The sequence below is a fragment of the Amycolatopsis sp. NPDC051061 genome (assembly GCF_040682935.1).
Taxonomy (GTDB): Bacteria; Actinomycetota; Actinomycetes; order Mycobacteriales; family Pseudonocardiaceae; genus Amycolatopsis.
Map to the genome: position 1 here is coordinate 147,923 of NZ_JBFBBZ010000008.1, position 13,900 is coordinate 161,822.

General features: G+C 72.8%; 17 protein-coding genes. 10 read left to right on the forward strand and 7 right to left on the reverse strand.

Annotation, left to right across the window (positions count from 1 at the left end; translation table 11 throughout):
• Positions 1-23 precede the first annotated feature (23 nt).
• From AB0N03_RS13350 to mscL, 3 genes are all read left to right on the forward strand, one after another.
• The gene (locus AB0N03_RS13350) at positions 24-329 is read left to right on the forward strand and encodes an FmdB family zinc ribbon protein (protein ID WP_364370000.1); all 306 of its coding nucleotides are present in this window, start codon (positions 24-26) and stop codon (positions 327-329) included.
• Between the two features lie 131 nt (positions 330-460).
• On the forward strand, positions 461-1,090 hold the full coding sequence (locus AB0N03_RS13355) for an SAF domain-containing protein (RefSeq protein WP_364370003.1): 630 nt from the start codon (positions 461-463) through the stop codon (positions 1,088-1,090).
• Positions 1,091-1,122: 32 nt separating this feature from the next.
• Positions 1,123-1,536 carry a large-conductance mechanosensitive channel protein MscL gene (gene mscL, locus AB0N03_RS13360; protein ID WP_364370006.1) on the forward strand — a complete coding sequence of 138 codons (414 nt, stop codon included), beginning with the start codon at positions 1,123-1,125 and terminating at the stop codon, positions 1,534-1,536.
• A gap of 5 nt (positions 1,537-1,541) precedes the next feature.
• Here the strand turns inward: mscL and AB0N03_RS13365 are convergent, their stop codons facing one another.
• On the reverse strand, positions 1,542-1,715 hold the full coding sequence (locus AB0N03_RS13365) for a hypothetical protein (RefSeq protein ID WP_364370008.1): 174 nt from the start codon (positions 1,713-1,715) through the stop codon (positions 1,542-1,544).
• A gap of 123 nt (positions 1,716-1,838) precedes the next feature.
• Positions 1,839-2,339, reverse strand: coding sequence for a molybdenum cofactor biosynthesis protein B (locus AB0N03_RS13370; protein ID WP_013230045.1), 501 nt, complete (start codon positions 2,337-2,339; stop codon positions 1,839-1,841).
• Between the two features lie 122 nt (positions 2,340-2,461).
• Here AB0N03_RS13370 and AB0N03_RS13375 point away from each other — a divergent pair, with 122 nt between their 5' ends.
• Positions 2,462-3,517 (forward strand): NAD-dependent epimerase/dehydratase family protein, encoded by a 1,056-nt coding sequence (locus AB0N03_RS13375; RefSeq protein ID WP_364370011.1) that lies wholly within the window; start codon positions 2,462-2,464, stop codon positions 3,515-3,517.
• 2 nt (positions 3,518-3,519) lie between these two features.
• On the opposite strand, the gene AB0N03_RS13380 is transcribed toward AB0N03_RS13375, so the two are convergent.
• Complete coding sequence (locus tag AB0N03_RS13380; RefSeq protein ID WP_364370014.1) at positions 3,520-4,305, reverse strand: nuclear transport factor 2 family protein; 786 nt, start codon at positions 4,303-4,305, stop codon at positions 3,520-3,522.
• 63 nt (positions 4,306-4,368) lie between these two features.
• Here AB0N03_RS13380 and AB0N03_RS13385 point away from each other — a divergent pair, with 63 nt between their 5' ends.
• Positions 4,369-5,340: a YafY family protein gene (locus tag AB0N03_RS13385; protein ID WP_364370017.1), complete on the forward strand. Its 972-nt coding sequence runs from the start codon at positions 4,369-4,371 to the stop codon at positions 5,338-5,340.
• On the opposite strand, the gene AB0N03_RS13390 is transcribed toward AB0N03_RS13385, so the two are convergent.
• The 3 genes from AB0N03_RS13390 to AB0N03_RS13400 are packed head-to-tail and all read right to left on the reverse strand — an operon-like array spanning position 5,337 to position 8,507.
• Positions 5,337-6,386, reverse strand: a complete 1,050-nt coding sequence (locus AB0N03_RS13390) for a HAMP domain-containing sensor histidine kinase (protein WP_364370020.1) — start codon at positions 6,384-6,386, stop codon at positions 5,337-5,339. The two genes, AB0N03_RS13385 and AB0N03_RS13390, sit on opposite strands and share 4 nt — an antisense overlap.
• On the reverse strand, positions 6,383-7,084 hold the full coding sequence (locus AB0N03_RS13395; protein WP_364370023.1) for a response regulator transcription factor: 702 nt from the start codon (positions 7,082-7,084) through the stop codon (positions 6,383-6,385). Before AB0N03_RS13395 ends, AB0N03_RS13390 begins: the two co-directional genes overlap by 4 nt.
• A 10-nt stretch (positions 7,085-7,094) precedes the next feature.
• Positions 7,095-8,507 (reverse strand): hypothetical protein, encoded by a 1,413-nt coding sequence (locus tag AB0N03_RS13400; protein ID WP_364370025.1) that lies wholly within the window; start codon positions 8,505-8,507, stop codon positions 7,095-7,097.
• A gap of 160 nt (positions 8,508-8,667) precedes the next feature.
• Here AB0N03_RS13400 and AB0N03_RS13405 point away from each other — a divergent pair, with 160 nt between their 5' ends.
• The 5 genes from AB0N03_RS13405 to AB0N03_RS13425 are packed head-to-tail and all read left to right on the forward strand — an operon-like array spanning position 8,668 to position 12,305.
• Complete coding sequence (locus tag AB0N03_RS13405) at positions 8,668-9,312, forward strand: glycosyltransferase family 2 protein (protein WP_364370342.1); 645 nt, start codon at positions 8,668-8,670, stop codon at positions 9,310-9,312.
• Positions 9,309-9,992 (forward strand): DUF2064 domain-containing protein, encoded by a 684-nt coding sequence (locus AB0N03_RS13410; RefSeq protein WP_364370028.1) that lies wholly within the window; start codon positions 9,309-9,311, stop codon positions 9,990-9,992. The genes AB0N03_RS13405 and AB0N03_RS13410 overlap by 4 nt, the downstream gene beginning before the upstream one ends.
• The gene (locus AB0N03_RS13415; protein ID WP_364370031.1) at positions 9,989-10,618 is read left to right on the forward strand and encodes a class I SAM-dependent methyltransferase; all 630 of its coding nucleotides are present in this window, start codon (positions 9,989-9,991) and stop codon (positions 10,616-10,618) included. Before AB0N03_RS13410 ends, AB0N03_RS13415 begins: the two co-directional genes overlap by 4 nt.
• The gene (locus AB0N03_RS13420) at positions 10,615-11,742 is read left to right on the forward strand and encodes a molybdopterin-dependent oxidoreductase (protein ID WP_364370034.1); all 1,128 of its coding nucleotides are present in this window, start codon (positions 10,615-10,617) and stop codon (positions 11,740-11,742) included. Before AB0N03_RS13415 ends, AB0N03_RS13420 begins: the two co-directional genes overlap by 4 nt.
• A complete protein-coding gene (locus AB0N03_RS13425; protein ID WP_364370036.1) occupies positions 11,739-12,305 on the forward strand; it encodes a hypothetical protein in 567 nt (188 codons plus the stop codon). The genes AB0N03_RS13420 and AB0N03_RS13425 overlap by 4 nt, the downstream gene beginning before the upstream one ends.
• A gap of 138 nt (positions 12,306-12,443) precedes the next feature.
• Here the strand turns inward: AB0N03_RS13425 and AB0N03_RS13430 are convergent, their stop codons facing one another.
• Positions 12,444-13,880, reverse strand: a complete 1,437-nt coding sequence (locus AB0N03_RS13430) for a trypsin-like peptidase domain-containing protein (RefSeq protein WP_364370039.1) — start codon at positions 13,878-13,880, stop codon at positions 12,444-12,446.
• Positions 13,881-13,900 lie beyond the last annotated feature (20 nt).

Sequence of the window (13,900 nt, forward strand, 5' to 3'; positions counted from 1 at the left end):
GAGTGCCAGCAAAGGAGCCCTCAGTGCCTACGTACCAGTACGCCTGCAAAGAATGCGACCACCGGTTCGAAGCCGTGCAGTCGTTCTCGGACCCCAGCCTGACCGTGTGCCCGCAGTGCTCCGGCACGCTGCGCAAGGTCTTCAGCTCGGTCGGCGTGGTCTTCAAGGGCAGCGGTTTCTACCGCACCGACTCGCGCGACGCCGCCAAGTCGAGCACCACCGCGACCCCGGCGAAGACCGAGACCAAGACGGAGTCCACGCCGAAATCGGACACGAGCTCGGCATCCTCCTCCTCGGGTACGACGAAAACCACCGCCGCGGCCTCCTGAGCGGCCGAGTTATCCACAACACCCCGGTTGTCCACAGATGCCGGATCCGGCCCTTCCGGCGGCCGGTCCGGTTTCCCTAACGTCGATCCGGTGCGGCACGCCGTCGCACCCGATCCGACCGAGGGGGCACCGTGGACGTGCTGGCGAGGTTCCGCACTCCTGATCTGACCCGGCTGCAGGGCCGGCGGACACGGCTCGTCCGCCGTTGGCTCGCCGCAGGCCTGCTGCTGGCCGGTGCGCTGCTGTTCGCGCACCCCGGTTCCGCGAGGGGCGCGCCGACGACTCCGACCGTCGTCGCGGCGCACGACCTCCCGTCCGGCGCCGCTCTGCGCGCGCTCGACGTCCGGCTGGCCGATCTGCCCGATTCCGCACGTCCGGCGGGTGCGTTGAGCACTCTGGACGGCGTCGACGGCCGTTTGCTGGCGGGCGCCGTCCGCGCCGGCGAACCCCTGACCGACGTCCGGCTCGCCACGAGCCTTCCCGGCTCGGGTGATCCCGGGACGGCGACGGTGCCGGTGCGCCTGGCCGACGCCGGTGTCGCCGCATTGCTGGAGCCCGGCCGGCGCGTCGACGTCGTCGCGGCGCCGGAACCAGGCGTACCCGCGTCGGTGCTGGCCGACGGCGCGATGGTGGTGGCGGTCGGCCAGCGGGAGGCGTCCGCGGCGAAGGGTCCCTTGGTGTTGCTCCGGCTCCCGGAGGCGATCGCGACGAGGGTGGCGGCGATTTCACTGGAGCGTCCGGTAACGGTTACTCTCCGCTAGCCCGCCCCCGTCCCCGTTCGTGAGGAGCGCAAGTGTTCAAGGGTTTCAAAGACTTCCTGATGCGCGGCAACGTCGTCGACCTCGCCGTCGCGGTCGTCATCGGCTCGGCGTTCACGGCCATCGTCACGGCGTTCACCAACGGCCTGATCAAGCCCCTGATCAGCACGATCGGCGGCACGGACGCCGCGAAGGGCCTCGGGTACCAGATCTTCGACAACAACGAGGCCACGTTCCTGGACTTCGGCAACGTGATCAACGCGGTGATCAACTTCGTGCTGGTCGCGGCGGTCGTCTACTTCGTGATCGTGCTGCCGGTGAAGCACGTCCAGGAACGGCGCAAGCGCGGCCAGGAGCCGGGCCCGGCCGAGCCCACCGACGTCGAGCTGCTGATCGAGATCCGCGACCTGCTGCGAGCCCAGGCCCAGCGCGACAACGGCCGCGGCTGAGCGGGTCAGCGATCGTGGTGCGGCGGCCGGTTCTCCCGGTACCAGTCGTCCGGGAGCCCGGTGCGCCGATCGGGATCGCGCTCGTCGGAAGTCGTCTCGGGCAGGACGTCCCCGAAGATCTCATCGACCCGCCGGCGGTGCTCGCTGCTGGTCTTGGGGTCGCGCTTCTGCCCGGACATGCCCCAAGTCTCCCACGACCTGTTGATTGACAACTCCAGAGCGAAGTTCAAGGCGGCGGCGCGCCCGACCACGCTTCGGGCCGGGAGCGACAGCTCGTCACCCCCGGCCCGGCCAAGCGAAGGTCAGACCTCTTCGAGGCCCGAAAGCTCGTCGATCACGTGCGGCACGAGCGAGGTCAGCGTCGCCATCCCGTCGCGCACCGCGGACCGCGAGCCGGCGAGGTTGACCACCAGCGTGCTTCCCGACACCCCGGCGAGCCCCCGCGAAATCCCGGCGTCCACCGCCCCGGCCGCCAGCCCGGACGCCCGGATGGCCTCGCTGATGCCCGGGATCGGCCGGTCGAGCACGCCGGCGGTGGCGTCTGGCGTGCGGTCACGCGGCAGCACACCGGTGCCGCCGACCGTGATCACCAGGTCGGCGCCGCCGATCACGGCGGTGTTGAGCGCGTTGCGGATACCCGCGGTCTCGGCCTCGACGACCACGACACCGTCGACGATGAAACCCGCTTCTTCGAGCAGTTCCGTGACCAGCGGGCCAGTGGTGTCCTCGTGCTCGCCGTGCGCCACGCGATCGTCCACGATGACCACGAGGGCCCGGCCCAGCCGTTGTGCACTCCGTTCCATGCGCCCACCGTAGTCGGTTTCGACCTCCCGGCGCCGGGAGGTGCCGGGTGAGTTCTGACGATTCCGTGACGTGCCGCCCCGAGCTCCGGCGGACCCCGGAGAAGACCCCTAACGTGGCCGGTGTGCGCGTACTGGTCACCGGCGGAGCCGGGTTCATCGGGTCTCACATCGCCGATCTGCTGGCGGACGGCGGCGCTGAGGTCGTCGTGCTCGACAACCTCCTTCCGACCGCCCACGGCTCCCGCACGCCACCGGCGTACACCGGCAGGCACCGGTTCCTGCGCGGCGATGTCACCGACGCCGAGATCGTCGCCGAACTGCTGGACGGCGTCGACGCGGTCTGCCACCAGGCCGCGGTGGTCGGGCACGGCATCGACCCGTCGGACGCGCCGTCCTACGCCCTGCACAACGACTACGGCACGGCGGTCCTGCTGGCGGGAATGCACGCGGCCGGAGTGCGGAAGCTGGTGCTGGCGTCGTCGATGGTCGTCTACGGCGAAGGCCGGTACGCGTGCCCGGACCACGGCGTCGTCCCGCCGTCGCCACGACGCGCGTCCGATGTGGACGCCGGCCGGTTCGAGCCGCGGTGCCCGGCCTGCGGCGCCGAGCTGAGCTGGCGGCTGGTGCCCGAGGACGCGCCGCTGAACCCCCGCAGCACGTACGCGGCGACGAAGCTCGCGCAGGAACACCTGGCCGGCGCGTGGGCCCGCCAGACGGGCGGCAGCGTGTGGGCGATGCGCTACCACAACGTCTACGGTCCGCGGATGCCGCAGAACACCCCGTACGCCGGGGTGGCGTCGTTGTTCCGCTCGGCATTGGAGCGCGGCGAAGCACCACTGGTGCTGGAGGACGGCCGCCAGCAGCGCGACTTCGTCCACGTCCACGACGTGGCCAGGGCGAACGTCCTGGCTCTTCGGACAGCCGGCCCGGCCGGCGACATCACGCCGGTCAACGTCTGCTCCGGCACCCCGCACACGGTCGGCGAACTGGCCGCGGAGCTGGCGCGCGCCTGTGCCGGCCCGGCGCCCGAGGTGGCCGGCGGCGCGCGCCCGGCCGACGTCCGCCACGTCGTCGCCGATCCGGCCCGCGCCCGCGAACTGCTGGGCTTCACCGCGGAGATCGGCTTCGAAAAGGGCATCGCCGACTTCGCGACGGCGGAACTGCGCGCCCCGGTCTGACCTCAGCCCGCGAACGCCTGCGCGACGGCCAGGCTGTCTTCGTAGACGTGGTAACGGGTGATCACCCCATCGTCGACGGTCAGGTGGAGTGCGCAACGGGCGGTGTACGGCCGCCCGGTGGCCTGCACCGTCTGACGGATGTCCCCCAGCACCACCGCGTCCCGGCCGTCGACCAGGACCCTGGGCGTCATCCCGCCCCGCTCCCCCGGGACGTGGAAGTCGTTCAGCGCACGGAAGTGGTCGGCGACGTCGGCGCGCGTCGACCGCGGCCGGATCCACGGCACCGCGGGGTGTCCGGCCGCGGGCCAGTCGAGCTGCCAGTCGACAGCGTCGGCGAACAGTGCGGCGATCCGGGCCGGGTCGCCTTCGGCCAGCCGGCCGAGGAACTCGGTCACCACTGCCCGGGTGCCCGCCTCGGCACCGGTGAACTGGTAGTCGTGCCGGATCCGGCCGTCCGGGCCGAGAACGACGAAGATGGTGCCGCTCCACACCGGCACGCCGCCCACCGCGGGAACCATGAGGGTGGTGAACGTGACCGCGTCGTGGTGGGCCACGACGTCGTCCGCCGCGACGAAGACGAACGCTCCCGTCGCCACGAACTGGTGGTGAGCGCCGGTGATCCGGGCGTGCAGGGCGGCGTGTCCTCGGTGTTCGGCGGTTTCGGTGTACTCCACACCGTCCTCGGCCCACAGCTCGGTGACGGCCTGGCGCCGGGCCGCCGGGTCCGGCTCGTTCCACACAGCCACATAGCGGCTGATCAGGGTGCCGGTGTCGATAGCGATCGTCATGACCGGACGCTAACGCGGGTCCCCTGACACCTTCTGTCAGTGGATCCCGGCAGACTCGCGGGCATGCGCGCGACCCGGCTCGTGTCCCTGCTGTTGCTGCTGCAGTCGAGGGACCGGATGACCGCCCGGGAACTGGCGGACGCCCTGGAGGTGTCGGTCCGGACGATCTACCGGGACGTCGACTCGCTCGGCGCCGCGGGCGTGCCGGTGTACGGAGAGCCCGGTCACGACGGTGGCTACCGGCTGCTCGACGGCTACCGGACCCGGCTGACCGGGCTCACCGCGAGCGAAGCCGAGGTGCTGTTCCTGACCGGGCTCCCGGCGGCGGCCGCCCAGCTGGGCCTGACCGCCGCGACGACCACCGCGCAGCTCAAGCTCATGGCCGCGCTGCCCGCCGAACTGCGCGACCGCGCCGGCCGCGTCGCCGGCCGGTTCCACCTCGACCTGCCGCCGTGGTACCTCGGCACCGAGCGGACCCCGCACCTGGCGGCGATCGCGGACGCCACCTGGAACCAGCACGCCGTGAAGATCCGCTACCTGCGTTGGGCGGAGCCGCACGAGATCACGCGCACCGTGCAGCCGCACGGGCTGGTACTGAAGGCGGGCAACTGGTACCTCGTGGCTCGCGGCGACGGACGGTTCCGCACCTACCGGATCTCGCGGATCCTCGACGTGGACGTCCTTGCCCAGCCGTTCGACCGCGCCGAAGGGTTCGACCTGGCCGGCCACTGGGAGACCTACCTCGAGCACTTCGATCGGCGGCGGCACCGGGACACCGCGGTCCTCCGGCTCTCCCGCCGCGGTCTCGACCGGCTGCCCGAGCTGCTGGACCCGGCGGCCGTCGCCGCCCGGAAGATCACCGCCGGTCCGGACGCGGCGGGCCGGACCGAGATCGAGATCCCCATCGAGTCGATCGGGGCAGCCGTGCCCGAGCTCCTCAAGTTCGGCGCCGATGTCGAAGTCGTCGCACCGGAGGCGCTCCGGACGGAGGTCGTCCGGACCCTGCGCGCGATGAACCGCGCCTACGGCGTCTAGGACATCGCGAGCGGCAGCCGGACCTCGAACCGGCACCCGGGCCCGTGGTTGTGGACGCCGATCTTCCCGCGGTGGGCCTCCACGAGCCCCTTGGTGATGGCCAGCCCGAGCCCACCACCACTGGTCGTCCCGCCCCGCTCCGGCGTCCGGGCCTGCGTCCCGCGGAAGGCGACGTCGAAGACCCGGCTGATCTCGTCGTCGGGGATGCCGCCACAGGAGTCGTCGACGGCGAGAAGGGCCTCGTCGCCGTCGACGCCGATCTGCACCGCGACCGTGCCGTCGGGCGGGGTGTGCCGGATCGCGTTGGACACCAGGTTCCGCACGATCCGGGCCAGTTCGGGGTCGCTCCCGGTCACGACCGGCCAGGTCGACGCGTTGGCGAGCACCCGCACGCGTTTGCGCTCGGCCACCGGCGACTGGGCGGCCACGGCGTCGCTGACCACGTCCCGCAGCGGCACCGCGGACATGGTGAGCTCGAGCGCGCCGGCGGTGATGCGGGAGAGCTCGAACAGGTCGCCGACCATCGCGGACAGCCGCCTGGTTTCGCCGCCGATCCGCTGGGCGTAGTCGGCGACCTCGTCGCGCTCGGACACCACTCCGTCGGCGAGGGCCTCGGCCATCGCCTGGATGCCGGCCAAGGGGCTGCGCAGGTCGTGGCTGATCCACGCGACCAGCTCGCGCCGCGACGCCTCGGCCGCGCGCTCGCGGTTGCGCGCCTCCCGCTCCCACACGCTGCGGCGCGCGATGGCCCGGCCGAGGATGATCGCCGCCGGCACCGTGACCACCGCGACGAGCAGGCAGACCAGCAGCATCGTGGTCAGCGCCGGGGTGAACATGAACCCGCTGACACCCAGGACGCCGACCAGGGTGGAGAGCACCGGGATCAGCACCAGCACCGTGAGCGTGGTGGCCAGCGAGCCGCGGCGCAGGAAGTAGAGCACGACCCCGCCGAGCGCGGCGATCGGCAAGGAGAAGAGCAACGCCAGCGGCAGGATGTGCCAGAGGTGCGTCAGCGTCTCCGCGAAGGACTCGCCGGGTTCGATCACGGCTGCTCCCGGTCGTAGCGGTAGCCGACACCCCACACCGTCGCCACCCGGGTCGGCTTGGCCGGGTCGCGCTCGATCTTCTCGCGCAACCGTCGCACGTGGACGGTCACCGTCGACTGGTCGCCGAAGTCCCAGCCCCACACCTTCTCGAGCAGGTCCGCGCGCGAGTAGGCGACACCGGGGCGGGCGAGGAAGAAGGCCAGCAGGTCGAACTCCCGCGACGTCAGCGGCAGTTCGCGGCCGGCCAGCGTCGCGGTGCGCGCGGTCATCTGCAGGCGCAGGTCGCCGTCCGCCAGTCCGGCGGCAGCCGGTTGCGGACGCGGCATCCGGGCGCGGCGCAGCACCGAGGCGACGCGCAAGGCGAGTTCCTTGGGACTGAAGGGTTTCGTGACGTAGTCGTCGGCGCCGAGCTGGAGCCCGGCGATCCGGTTCTCCTCCTCGCCGAGGGCGGTGAGCATGACGATCGGCACCTGGCTGACCTGGCGCAGGCGCTTGCACACCTCCAGCCCGTTGATGCCCGGCATCATGACGTCGAGGACGACCAGGTCGGGCTCGTGGGCGGCGAACTGGGCCAGTCCCTCGGCGCCGTCGCCGGCTTGATCGACGGTGAACCCGGCCACCTCGAGGTAGCGGCGCACGACATCGCGGACCGTCTCGTCGTCGTCGACCACGAGCACGCGCCCGGCCTGATCGTTCATCACGTCTCCCTCACCAGCCGGTCAGCAGCAGGTGGTTGACCGCCAGCGCCGTAACGGCCTGAGCGGCGAGCCACCACCGGCGCCCGGGCCGCGGCAGCAGGGCCGTCATCGGCAGCAACCACACCCCGAACGGTAGCCAGATCCGTTCGGTCTCGGCCTTCGACAGGCCCGAGACGTCGGCGAACACGATGGTGAGCAGGGCGGCGACGCCGAGGAGCAGCACCGGGTCGGAAAGCAGACCACGACCCGCTCCGGCGAGGCCCCGCCGGACGGCGGCCACCACGGCCGGGCCGAGCGCGACGACCACCGCCGCCAGATCGGCCCACACCCAGTACGAGTAGGGCCGGACGAGCGCGACGCCCTGGTAGTAGCGCTCGACGACCAGGTGGTAGCCGTCGAGCCACCAGAAGCCCGCCCACGCGAAGACGCCGACGACGGCCAACGCCGCCACGACAGCAAGGACGACCGCGCGCCACTGCCGGCCGAGAATGGCCACGGCCAGCGCGAGGAGACCGAGCAGCACCAGGCCGTAAGAAAGGAAGATCCCGAAGCCGAGCAGCACGCCGGCCGCCAGCCCGGCCGGCACAGCGTAACGGCGACCGGCGCTGAACCCCTTGGCGGACAACGCGAGCAGCGCCAGCCCGGTGGCGGTCGACCCGGCGAACAAGCCGTCCGCCGAGACGCCGATCCACACCGCGCCGGGCGTCAGGACGGCGAAGGGCAGCACCGTGCGAGCGGCCTCGGCCCGGCCGAGCAGGGCGACTGTGGCGGGCACAGCCACGGCGACCAGGCTGCCGACGAGCACGACGGCCGTCGCGGCCCACGCGCCGCCGTGCAGGCCGAGCCGGTCCAGCCAGACGAAAACGAGCGTCGCGCCCGGCGGGTGCCCGGACACGTGCGTCGTCCACGAGTCCGGCCGGAAGTCGAGGATGCGGGAGGAGAACTCGCGCAGCATCCGCGGGATGTCGGTGATGCCGGGCACCTCGTGGAGGTACTCCTGCGGAATGGTCAGCCGGCCGGCGAACCCGCGCGACCAGCCGTCGACCATGGCCAGCGAGAAGATCCAGGCGAGCGAGGCCAGGTAGCCGGCGGCGAGCGCCCGGCGCCACGACAGACGGGCGGCCAGTGCGGGGCCGTGGAGCACCACCGCGACGGCGATGAGCACGGCGAACACCGAGCCGGGGCCGACGTGCGGCAGCCAGTCGGCGAACAACGGCGGCGACGACACGAAGATGACCACGCCGGAGTGCGGCCGGTTGTAGTGAATGCCGACCGCGGCGGCCGCGGCCACGAGCACCGCGGCCGCCGCGACGGCGAGGAGATCGGCCCGGTGGGCGCGGCGCCCGGGTCGATCGGGTGCCGGGAGTTCGGGTTCGCGGGCAGGCGGCTCGGCGAGCCGGGCTGCCGGGTTCGGCTCGCTCATCGCCGTCCACCATAAGCCCGCGGCCCCGGCTCCGCGGGCCGGTCGAGGCAGCCGTAACTACCCGGTAAGAACCTCGTCACCCGTCATGATTCAGTAAGGTGCACAAGGGTTCTCCACAGTCCACCCCGGACTTACGGTCGGCGCCGTGACTGATTCGGAAGTGGACGTCGTCCTCCCCTGCCTCGATGAAGCGGGCGCCCTGCCCGGAGTGCTGGCCGGGCTGCCCCCGGGCTACCGCGCGATCGTGGTCGACAACGGTTCGGCCGACGGCTCGCCCGAGGTGGCGGCCTCGCTCGGCGCGAAGGTGGTCCACGAACCGCGCCGCGGCTACGGCGCGGCCGTGCACACGGGCCTGGAGGCCGCCACCGCGGACATCGTGTGCTTCGCCGATGCCGACGGGTCCCTGGACCTCGGCGACCTGCCGCGGCTGGTGATCGCGGTCGAGGACGGCGCCGACCTGGCCGTCGGACGGCGGGTGCCGACCGGACCCGGCGTGTGGCCGTGGCACGCGCGAGCCGGCAACGTCGTGCTGGCGCGACTGCTGCGTGGCCGGGGGTTACCGGTGCGGGACATCGCGCCGCTGCGCGCTGCCGACCGGCGGGCCTTGCTCGGCCTCGGCGTCACGGACCGGGCCTTCGGCTACCCACTCGAGCTGCTGATCAAGGCCCAGCGGGCCGGGTGGCGGGTGCGCGAGTTCGACGTCCGCTACGGCGAACGCGCCAAGGGGACGAAGTCGAAGGTGTCCGGCTCGGTGCGGGGCACGCTGCGCGCGGTCCGCGACTTCGGGCGGGTGCTGGCGCGATGACGGCTCGGTTCGTGCTGCTGGTCGTGGCCAAGGCGCCGGTGCCGGGGCTGGCCAAGACCCGCCTCTGCCCGCCGGCGACACCGGCACAGGCCGCGCAGATCGCCGCGGCCGCGTTGCTCGACACGCTCGACGCCGTGTGCGCGGTGCCCGGCGCCGCGCCCGTCGTCGCGATGACCGGTGACCTGGGCGCCGCCGCGCTGGCCACCGAAATCGGGCTGGCGCTGCGCCTCGTCACCATGATCCCGCAGCGGGGCTGGGACTTCGGCGCCCGCCTGGCGAACGCCCACGCCGACGCCGCCGCGGTGCACGCGGGCCTGCCGATCCTGCAGATCGGCATGGACACCCCGCAGGTCACGCCGGAGTCCCTCGCTGCGGCGGCGGCCCCGGTCGTGGGCGGCGGACACGATTCGGTGGTCGGCCCGGCCGAGGACGGCGGCTGGTGGGCGCTGGGCCTCGCCGACCCGCGGCACGCGCAGGTCCTTGCCGGCGTCCCGATGTCCCGCGATGACACCGGCGAACGCACGGTGCGCGCGCTCGCCGCGTGCGGGCTGCGGCCGCGGCAGGCCGCCCGGCTGTCCGATGTGGACACCATGACGGACGCCCGCGCGGTGGCGGCGATGTGCCCGGACGGCCGGTTCGCCCGCGCCGTCGCGGCGGTCCGGGGGCGGGCGGTCGCATGAAGACGGCACTCATCGGCAACGAGTTCGACCGCGGCCTGCTCGGCCACCGGTGCTGGCTCGAACTGGCCGACGGCGAACGGGTCGAGCTCCCGGTCGAGCGCTGGGGCGCGCCGTCCGACGGCGACGAGGTCCTGCTCGACGCCTGCGCCGGCCCGACCCTCGACATCGGCTGCGGTCCGGGCCGGCTCACCGCGGCGCTGGCCGCACGCGGGATCGTCGCGCTGGGCGTGGACAGCTCGCGCACGGCCGTCCGGCTGACGCGCCGCCGCGGCGGGAGTGCGTTGCACCGCAACGTCTTCGGCCACGTGCCCGGCGAAGGACGGTGGCGGCACACCCTGCTCGCCGACGGCAACATCGGTATCGGCGGCGACCCGGTGGTCCTGCTCCGGCGTGCGGCTCAGCTGATCGCCGCCGGCGGTGACGTCCTCGTCGAGCTGGAACCGCCCGGCCGCGGCCTGCGGCACGAGCGCGTCCGGCTGCGGCCCGGGCACGCCGACAGCGCCTGGTTCACCTGGGCGTGGGTCGGCGTGGACGCGATCGCCGAAGTCGCCATGCGTGCCGGGTTGCGCGTCGGCTGGACCACGCGGCACGGTCACCGCTGGTTCGCGCGGCTGGAGCGGTCATGAAACTGCCGATCCCGAAGGAAGAACACTTCACGGCAGCGGCGCACGACGAGCGCGTGACGTCGAAGATCGGCCTCGCGCTGGCGGTCACGTTCACGACCTGCTTCCTCACCGGCCTGATCAGCCACCTGATCCAGCACCCGCCGGCGTGGTTCTTCTGGCCCAGCCGCCCGGTCGGGCTCTACCGCGTGACGCAGGGGCTGCACGTGATCTCCGGCGTGGCGTCGATCCCGCTGCTGCTGGCGAAGCTGTGGAGCGTCTACCCGAAGCTGTTCGGCCGGCCGCTCGTCCGCTCGCTGCCGCACGCCCTGGAGCGCCTCTCGATCCTGGTGCTCTCGGGTGCGGCGTTCTTCGAGCTGACGACCGGGTTGCTGAACGTCGCGCAGAACTACCCGTGGGGCTTCTACTTCCCGCAGGTGCACTACGCGGTCGCGTGGCTGGCGATCGGGTCGATCCTGGTGCACGTCGCGGTGAAGCTGCCGGTCATCCGCCGGGCGCTGAGCCGCGGGACACCCGAGGAGGAGCCGCCGGCCGCCGGGCTGTCCCGGCGCGGGTTCCTGCGCACCACCGGGCTCGCGACCGGTGTCGCCGTCGTCGCCACGGCCGGCGCGACGGTCCCGTTCCTGCGCGGGGTTTCCGGCCTCGCCTGGAAGACGGGCAAGGGCACGCAGAACCTCCCGGTGAACCGCACCGCGGTGGCGGCGGGCGTCACCCGGACCGCGCAGGCCGCGGACTGGCGACTCTCGGTGGTGACCCGGCGCGGCACGACGAAGTTCTCGCTCGACGAACTGCGCGCGCTGCCGCAGACGACGGCCGAGCTGCCGATCGCGTGCGTGGAGGGGTGGAGCCAGTCGGCGACCTGGCGCGGGATTTCCCTGCCCGCGCTGCTGAAAGCCGTCGGCGCGTCGCCGGGCACGGCCGTTCGAGTGTCCTCTTTGGAGCGATCCGGGCTGTACGGCGTCAGCGTCCTGCCCGGCGAGCACACGGCCGACGACCTGACGCTGCTCGCGCTGGAGCTGAACGGGGAGGTGCTGGACCTCGACCACGGCTTCCCGTGCCGGATCATCGCCCCGAACCGGCCCGGGGTGCTGCAGACGAAGTGGGTCACGAAGCTGGAGGCGCTGTGAAGACCGCTCGCGCGCTGCTCGCCCTGCCGGGCCTCGCGGCACTGGCCTGGGGTGTGGTGCTGTTCGTCGAATACGCGTTCCCGCTGCGCCCGGACGTGTTCGGCACGGTGGGCTGGATCATCGGCGGGCCGCTGCTCAACGACGGCGTCGTCGCCCCGCTGACGGCGGTGCTCGGCATCATCCTGGCCCGCGTCCTCCGTCCCCCGTGGCGGGTGCCGGTGGTCACGGGAACGGTCATCACCGGAGTCCTGCTGATCCTGGCCTTCCCGCTCCTCTGGCGCCCGTACGGAACCCCGCCGATGCCCGGCCTCCACGACGGCAACCCGGCCCTGGGCCTGGCCCTGACCCTGGCGGCGGTCTGGCTCCTGGTGGTACTGACACCCCTCGCCCGCCGTGTCGTCCTCCCAATCACGCGTGTCGTCCCTCCAGACGCACGCGATGCCCCTCCAATCACGCGAGATGCCCCCTCGATCACGCGAGATGCCCCTCCGGACACGCGAACCGACCCTCCAGGTACGCCGGCCGACCCTCCAGGTACGCGAACCGACCGTTCCGGCACCTGAACCCGGCACAAACGCGGCCACGCGCGACCGGCATCGAGTGCCTGGTCGCGCGTGGCCTTGTGGGTCCGGCCCCGATATGCGGGGGTCGAGCCGGTGCTGGTCTCGGCCGCACCGAGGCGGCCGAGCGTCTGGAAGGGATCAGTTGGCCGGGACGGGCTGTCCGCCGAGCGTCACCTCGACCGTGCGGCCGTCGGAGAGGGTGAACGTCGCCTTCTCCTCCGGGGCGCGGGTGCGGATCGCGGCGACCAGCGTGTCGGACGCGTCGATGTTGCGGTCGTCGATCTTCGTCACGATGTCGCCGGACTTGAGGCCGGCCTTCTCCGCCGGGCTGCCCGGGGTGATGGCTCCGAGCTTCGCGCCGCCCTGCGGGGCGTCCGTGACCTGCGCGCCGATGTAGGTCTGCACCGCCTGGCCGGTCTTGATGATCGTGTCGGCGGTGCGGCGGGCCTGGTCGATCGGGATGGCGAACCCGATGCCGACGTTGCCGCTCTCGGAACCGCCCTGGCCCTGGCCGCCGGACGCCGACTGCGGGCTGTAGATGGCCGAGTTGATGCCGATGACCTGGCCGGACATGTTGGCCAGCGGACCGCCCGAGTTGCCCGGGTTGATCGCCGCGTCGGTCTGGACGGCGTCCATCACCGTCTCCTGGCTGCCCTGCCCGCCGCCCGCGCGCACCGGCCGGTGCAGCGAGCTGACGATGCCCGAGGTGACCGTGCCGGCCAGCTCGAACGGCGAACCGATGGCGACCACCGACTGGCCGACCCGCAGGTCGTCGGACCGGCCGATCTCCACCGGGGTCAGGTTGCCGACGCCGTCGACCTTGACGACCGCGATGTCGGTCGTCGGGTCGCGGCCGATGACCTTGGCGGCGGCCTTCTTGCCGTCCTGGAACACCGCCTGGATCTGCCCGCCGTTCGCGGCGACCTCGACGACGTGGTTGTTGGTCAGGATGTAGCCGTCGGTGCTGATGACGAACCCGGAGCCTTCGCCGGCCCCTTGCTGCCCGCTCACCTGCAGCTCGACGACGCTCGGCGACAGCTTCTGCGCGACCGCTTCGACCGAGCCGGCGGGCGCGTTGCCGGTCTGCTGGGCCGGCTTCGGCGCGTCGAGCGCGTTGCCGGCCGGACCGCCGGACGTGCCCCCGGTGAGGTACCCGACCGTCCCGCCCGCGATGCCGCCGACGAGCAGCGCCACCAGCGCGACGCCGGCGAGCAGCTTCCCGCCGGAGCGCTTCGGCGGCGTGGGCGGCGCCGGCGTCGCGCCGTAGGCGGACGTTCCCGGCTGCGCGTACGGGTTGGGGTTCGGCGGCGGGTAGACGCTCTGCTGGGTCTGGCCCGACGCGGTCCCCTGTGCGGACCAGGGGTTCGGGTTCGGCGTCGCGTAGGACGGATCGGCCCCGGTCACCGCGTGGTAGGTCGGCTCCGGCACCGAGTACTGCGGCGTGCCGCCGGACTCGGGTGTGGCAGCCTGGTCACCGTACGGGCTCCCTGCCCAACCGCCCTGAGCGGCCTGCTGGCCGGTCTCGGGGTGGCGCGGCGCCGCGGGGTCCTGCGCGCTGGGGTCGTTCTCGGTCATGTCATCACCTTGCGGGACGG

Coding starts and splice junctions, on each gene's coding strand:
- AB0N03_RS13365 (WP_364370008.1), bottom strand. CDS start 1,715: ATGTCCGGGCAGAAGCGCGACCCCAAGACCAGCAGCGAGCACCGCCGG.
- AB0N03_RS13430 (WP_364370039.1), bottom strand. CDS start 13,880: ATGACCGAGAACGACCCCAGCGCGCAGGACCCCGCGGCGCCGCGCCAC.
- AB0N03_RS13380 (WP_364370014.1), bottom strand. CDS start 4,305: ATGACGATCGCTATCGACACCGGCACCCTGATCAGCCGCTATGTGGCT.
- AB0N03_RS13420 (WP_364370034.1), top strand. CDS start 10,615: ATGAAACTGCCGATCCCGAAGGAAGAACACTTCACGGCAGCGGCGCAC.
- AB0N03_RS13410 (WP_364370028.1), top strand. CDS start 9,309: ATGACGGCTCGGTTCGTGCTGCTGGTCGTGGCCAAGGCGCCGGTGCCG.
- AB0N03_RS13400 (WP_364370025.1), bottom strand. CDS start 8,507: ATGAGCGAGCCGAACCCGGCAGCCCGGCTCGCCGAGCCGCCTGCCCGC.
- AB0N03_RS13385 (WP_364370017.1), top strand. CDS start 4,369: ATGCGCGCGACCCGGCTCGTGTCCCTGCTGTTGCTGCTGCAGTCGAGG.
- AB0N03_RS13395 (WP_364370023.1), bottom strand. CDS start 7,084: ATGAACGATCAGGCCGGGCGCGTGCTCGTGGTCGACGACGACGAGACG.
- AB0N03_RS13370 (WP_013230045.1), bottom strand. CDS start 2,339: ATGGAACGGAGTGCACAACGGCTGGGCCGGGCCCTCGTGGTCATCGTG.
- AB0N03_RS13415 (WP_364370031.1), top strand. CDS start 9,989: ATGAAGACGGCACTCATCGGCAACGAGTTCGACCGCGGCCTGCTCGGC.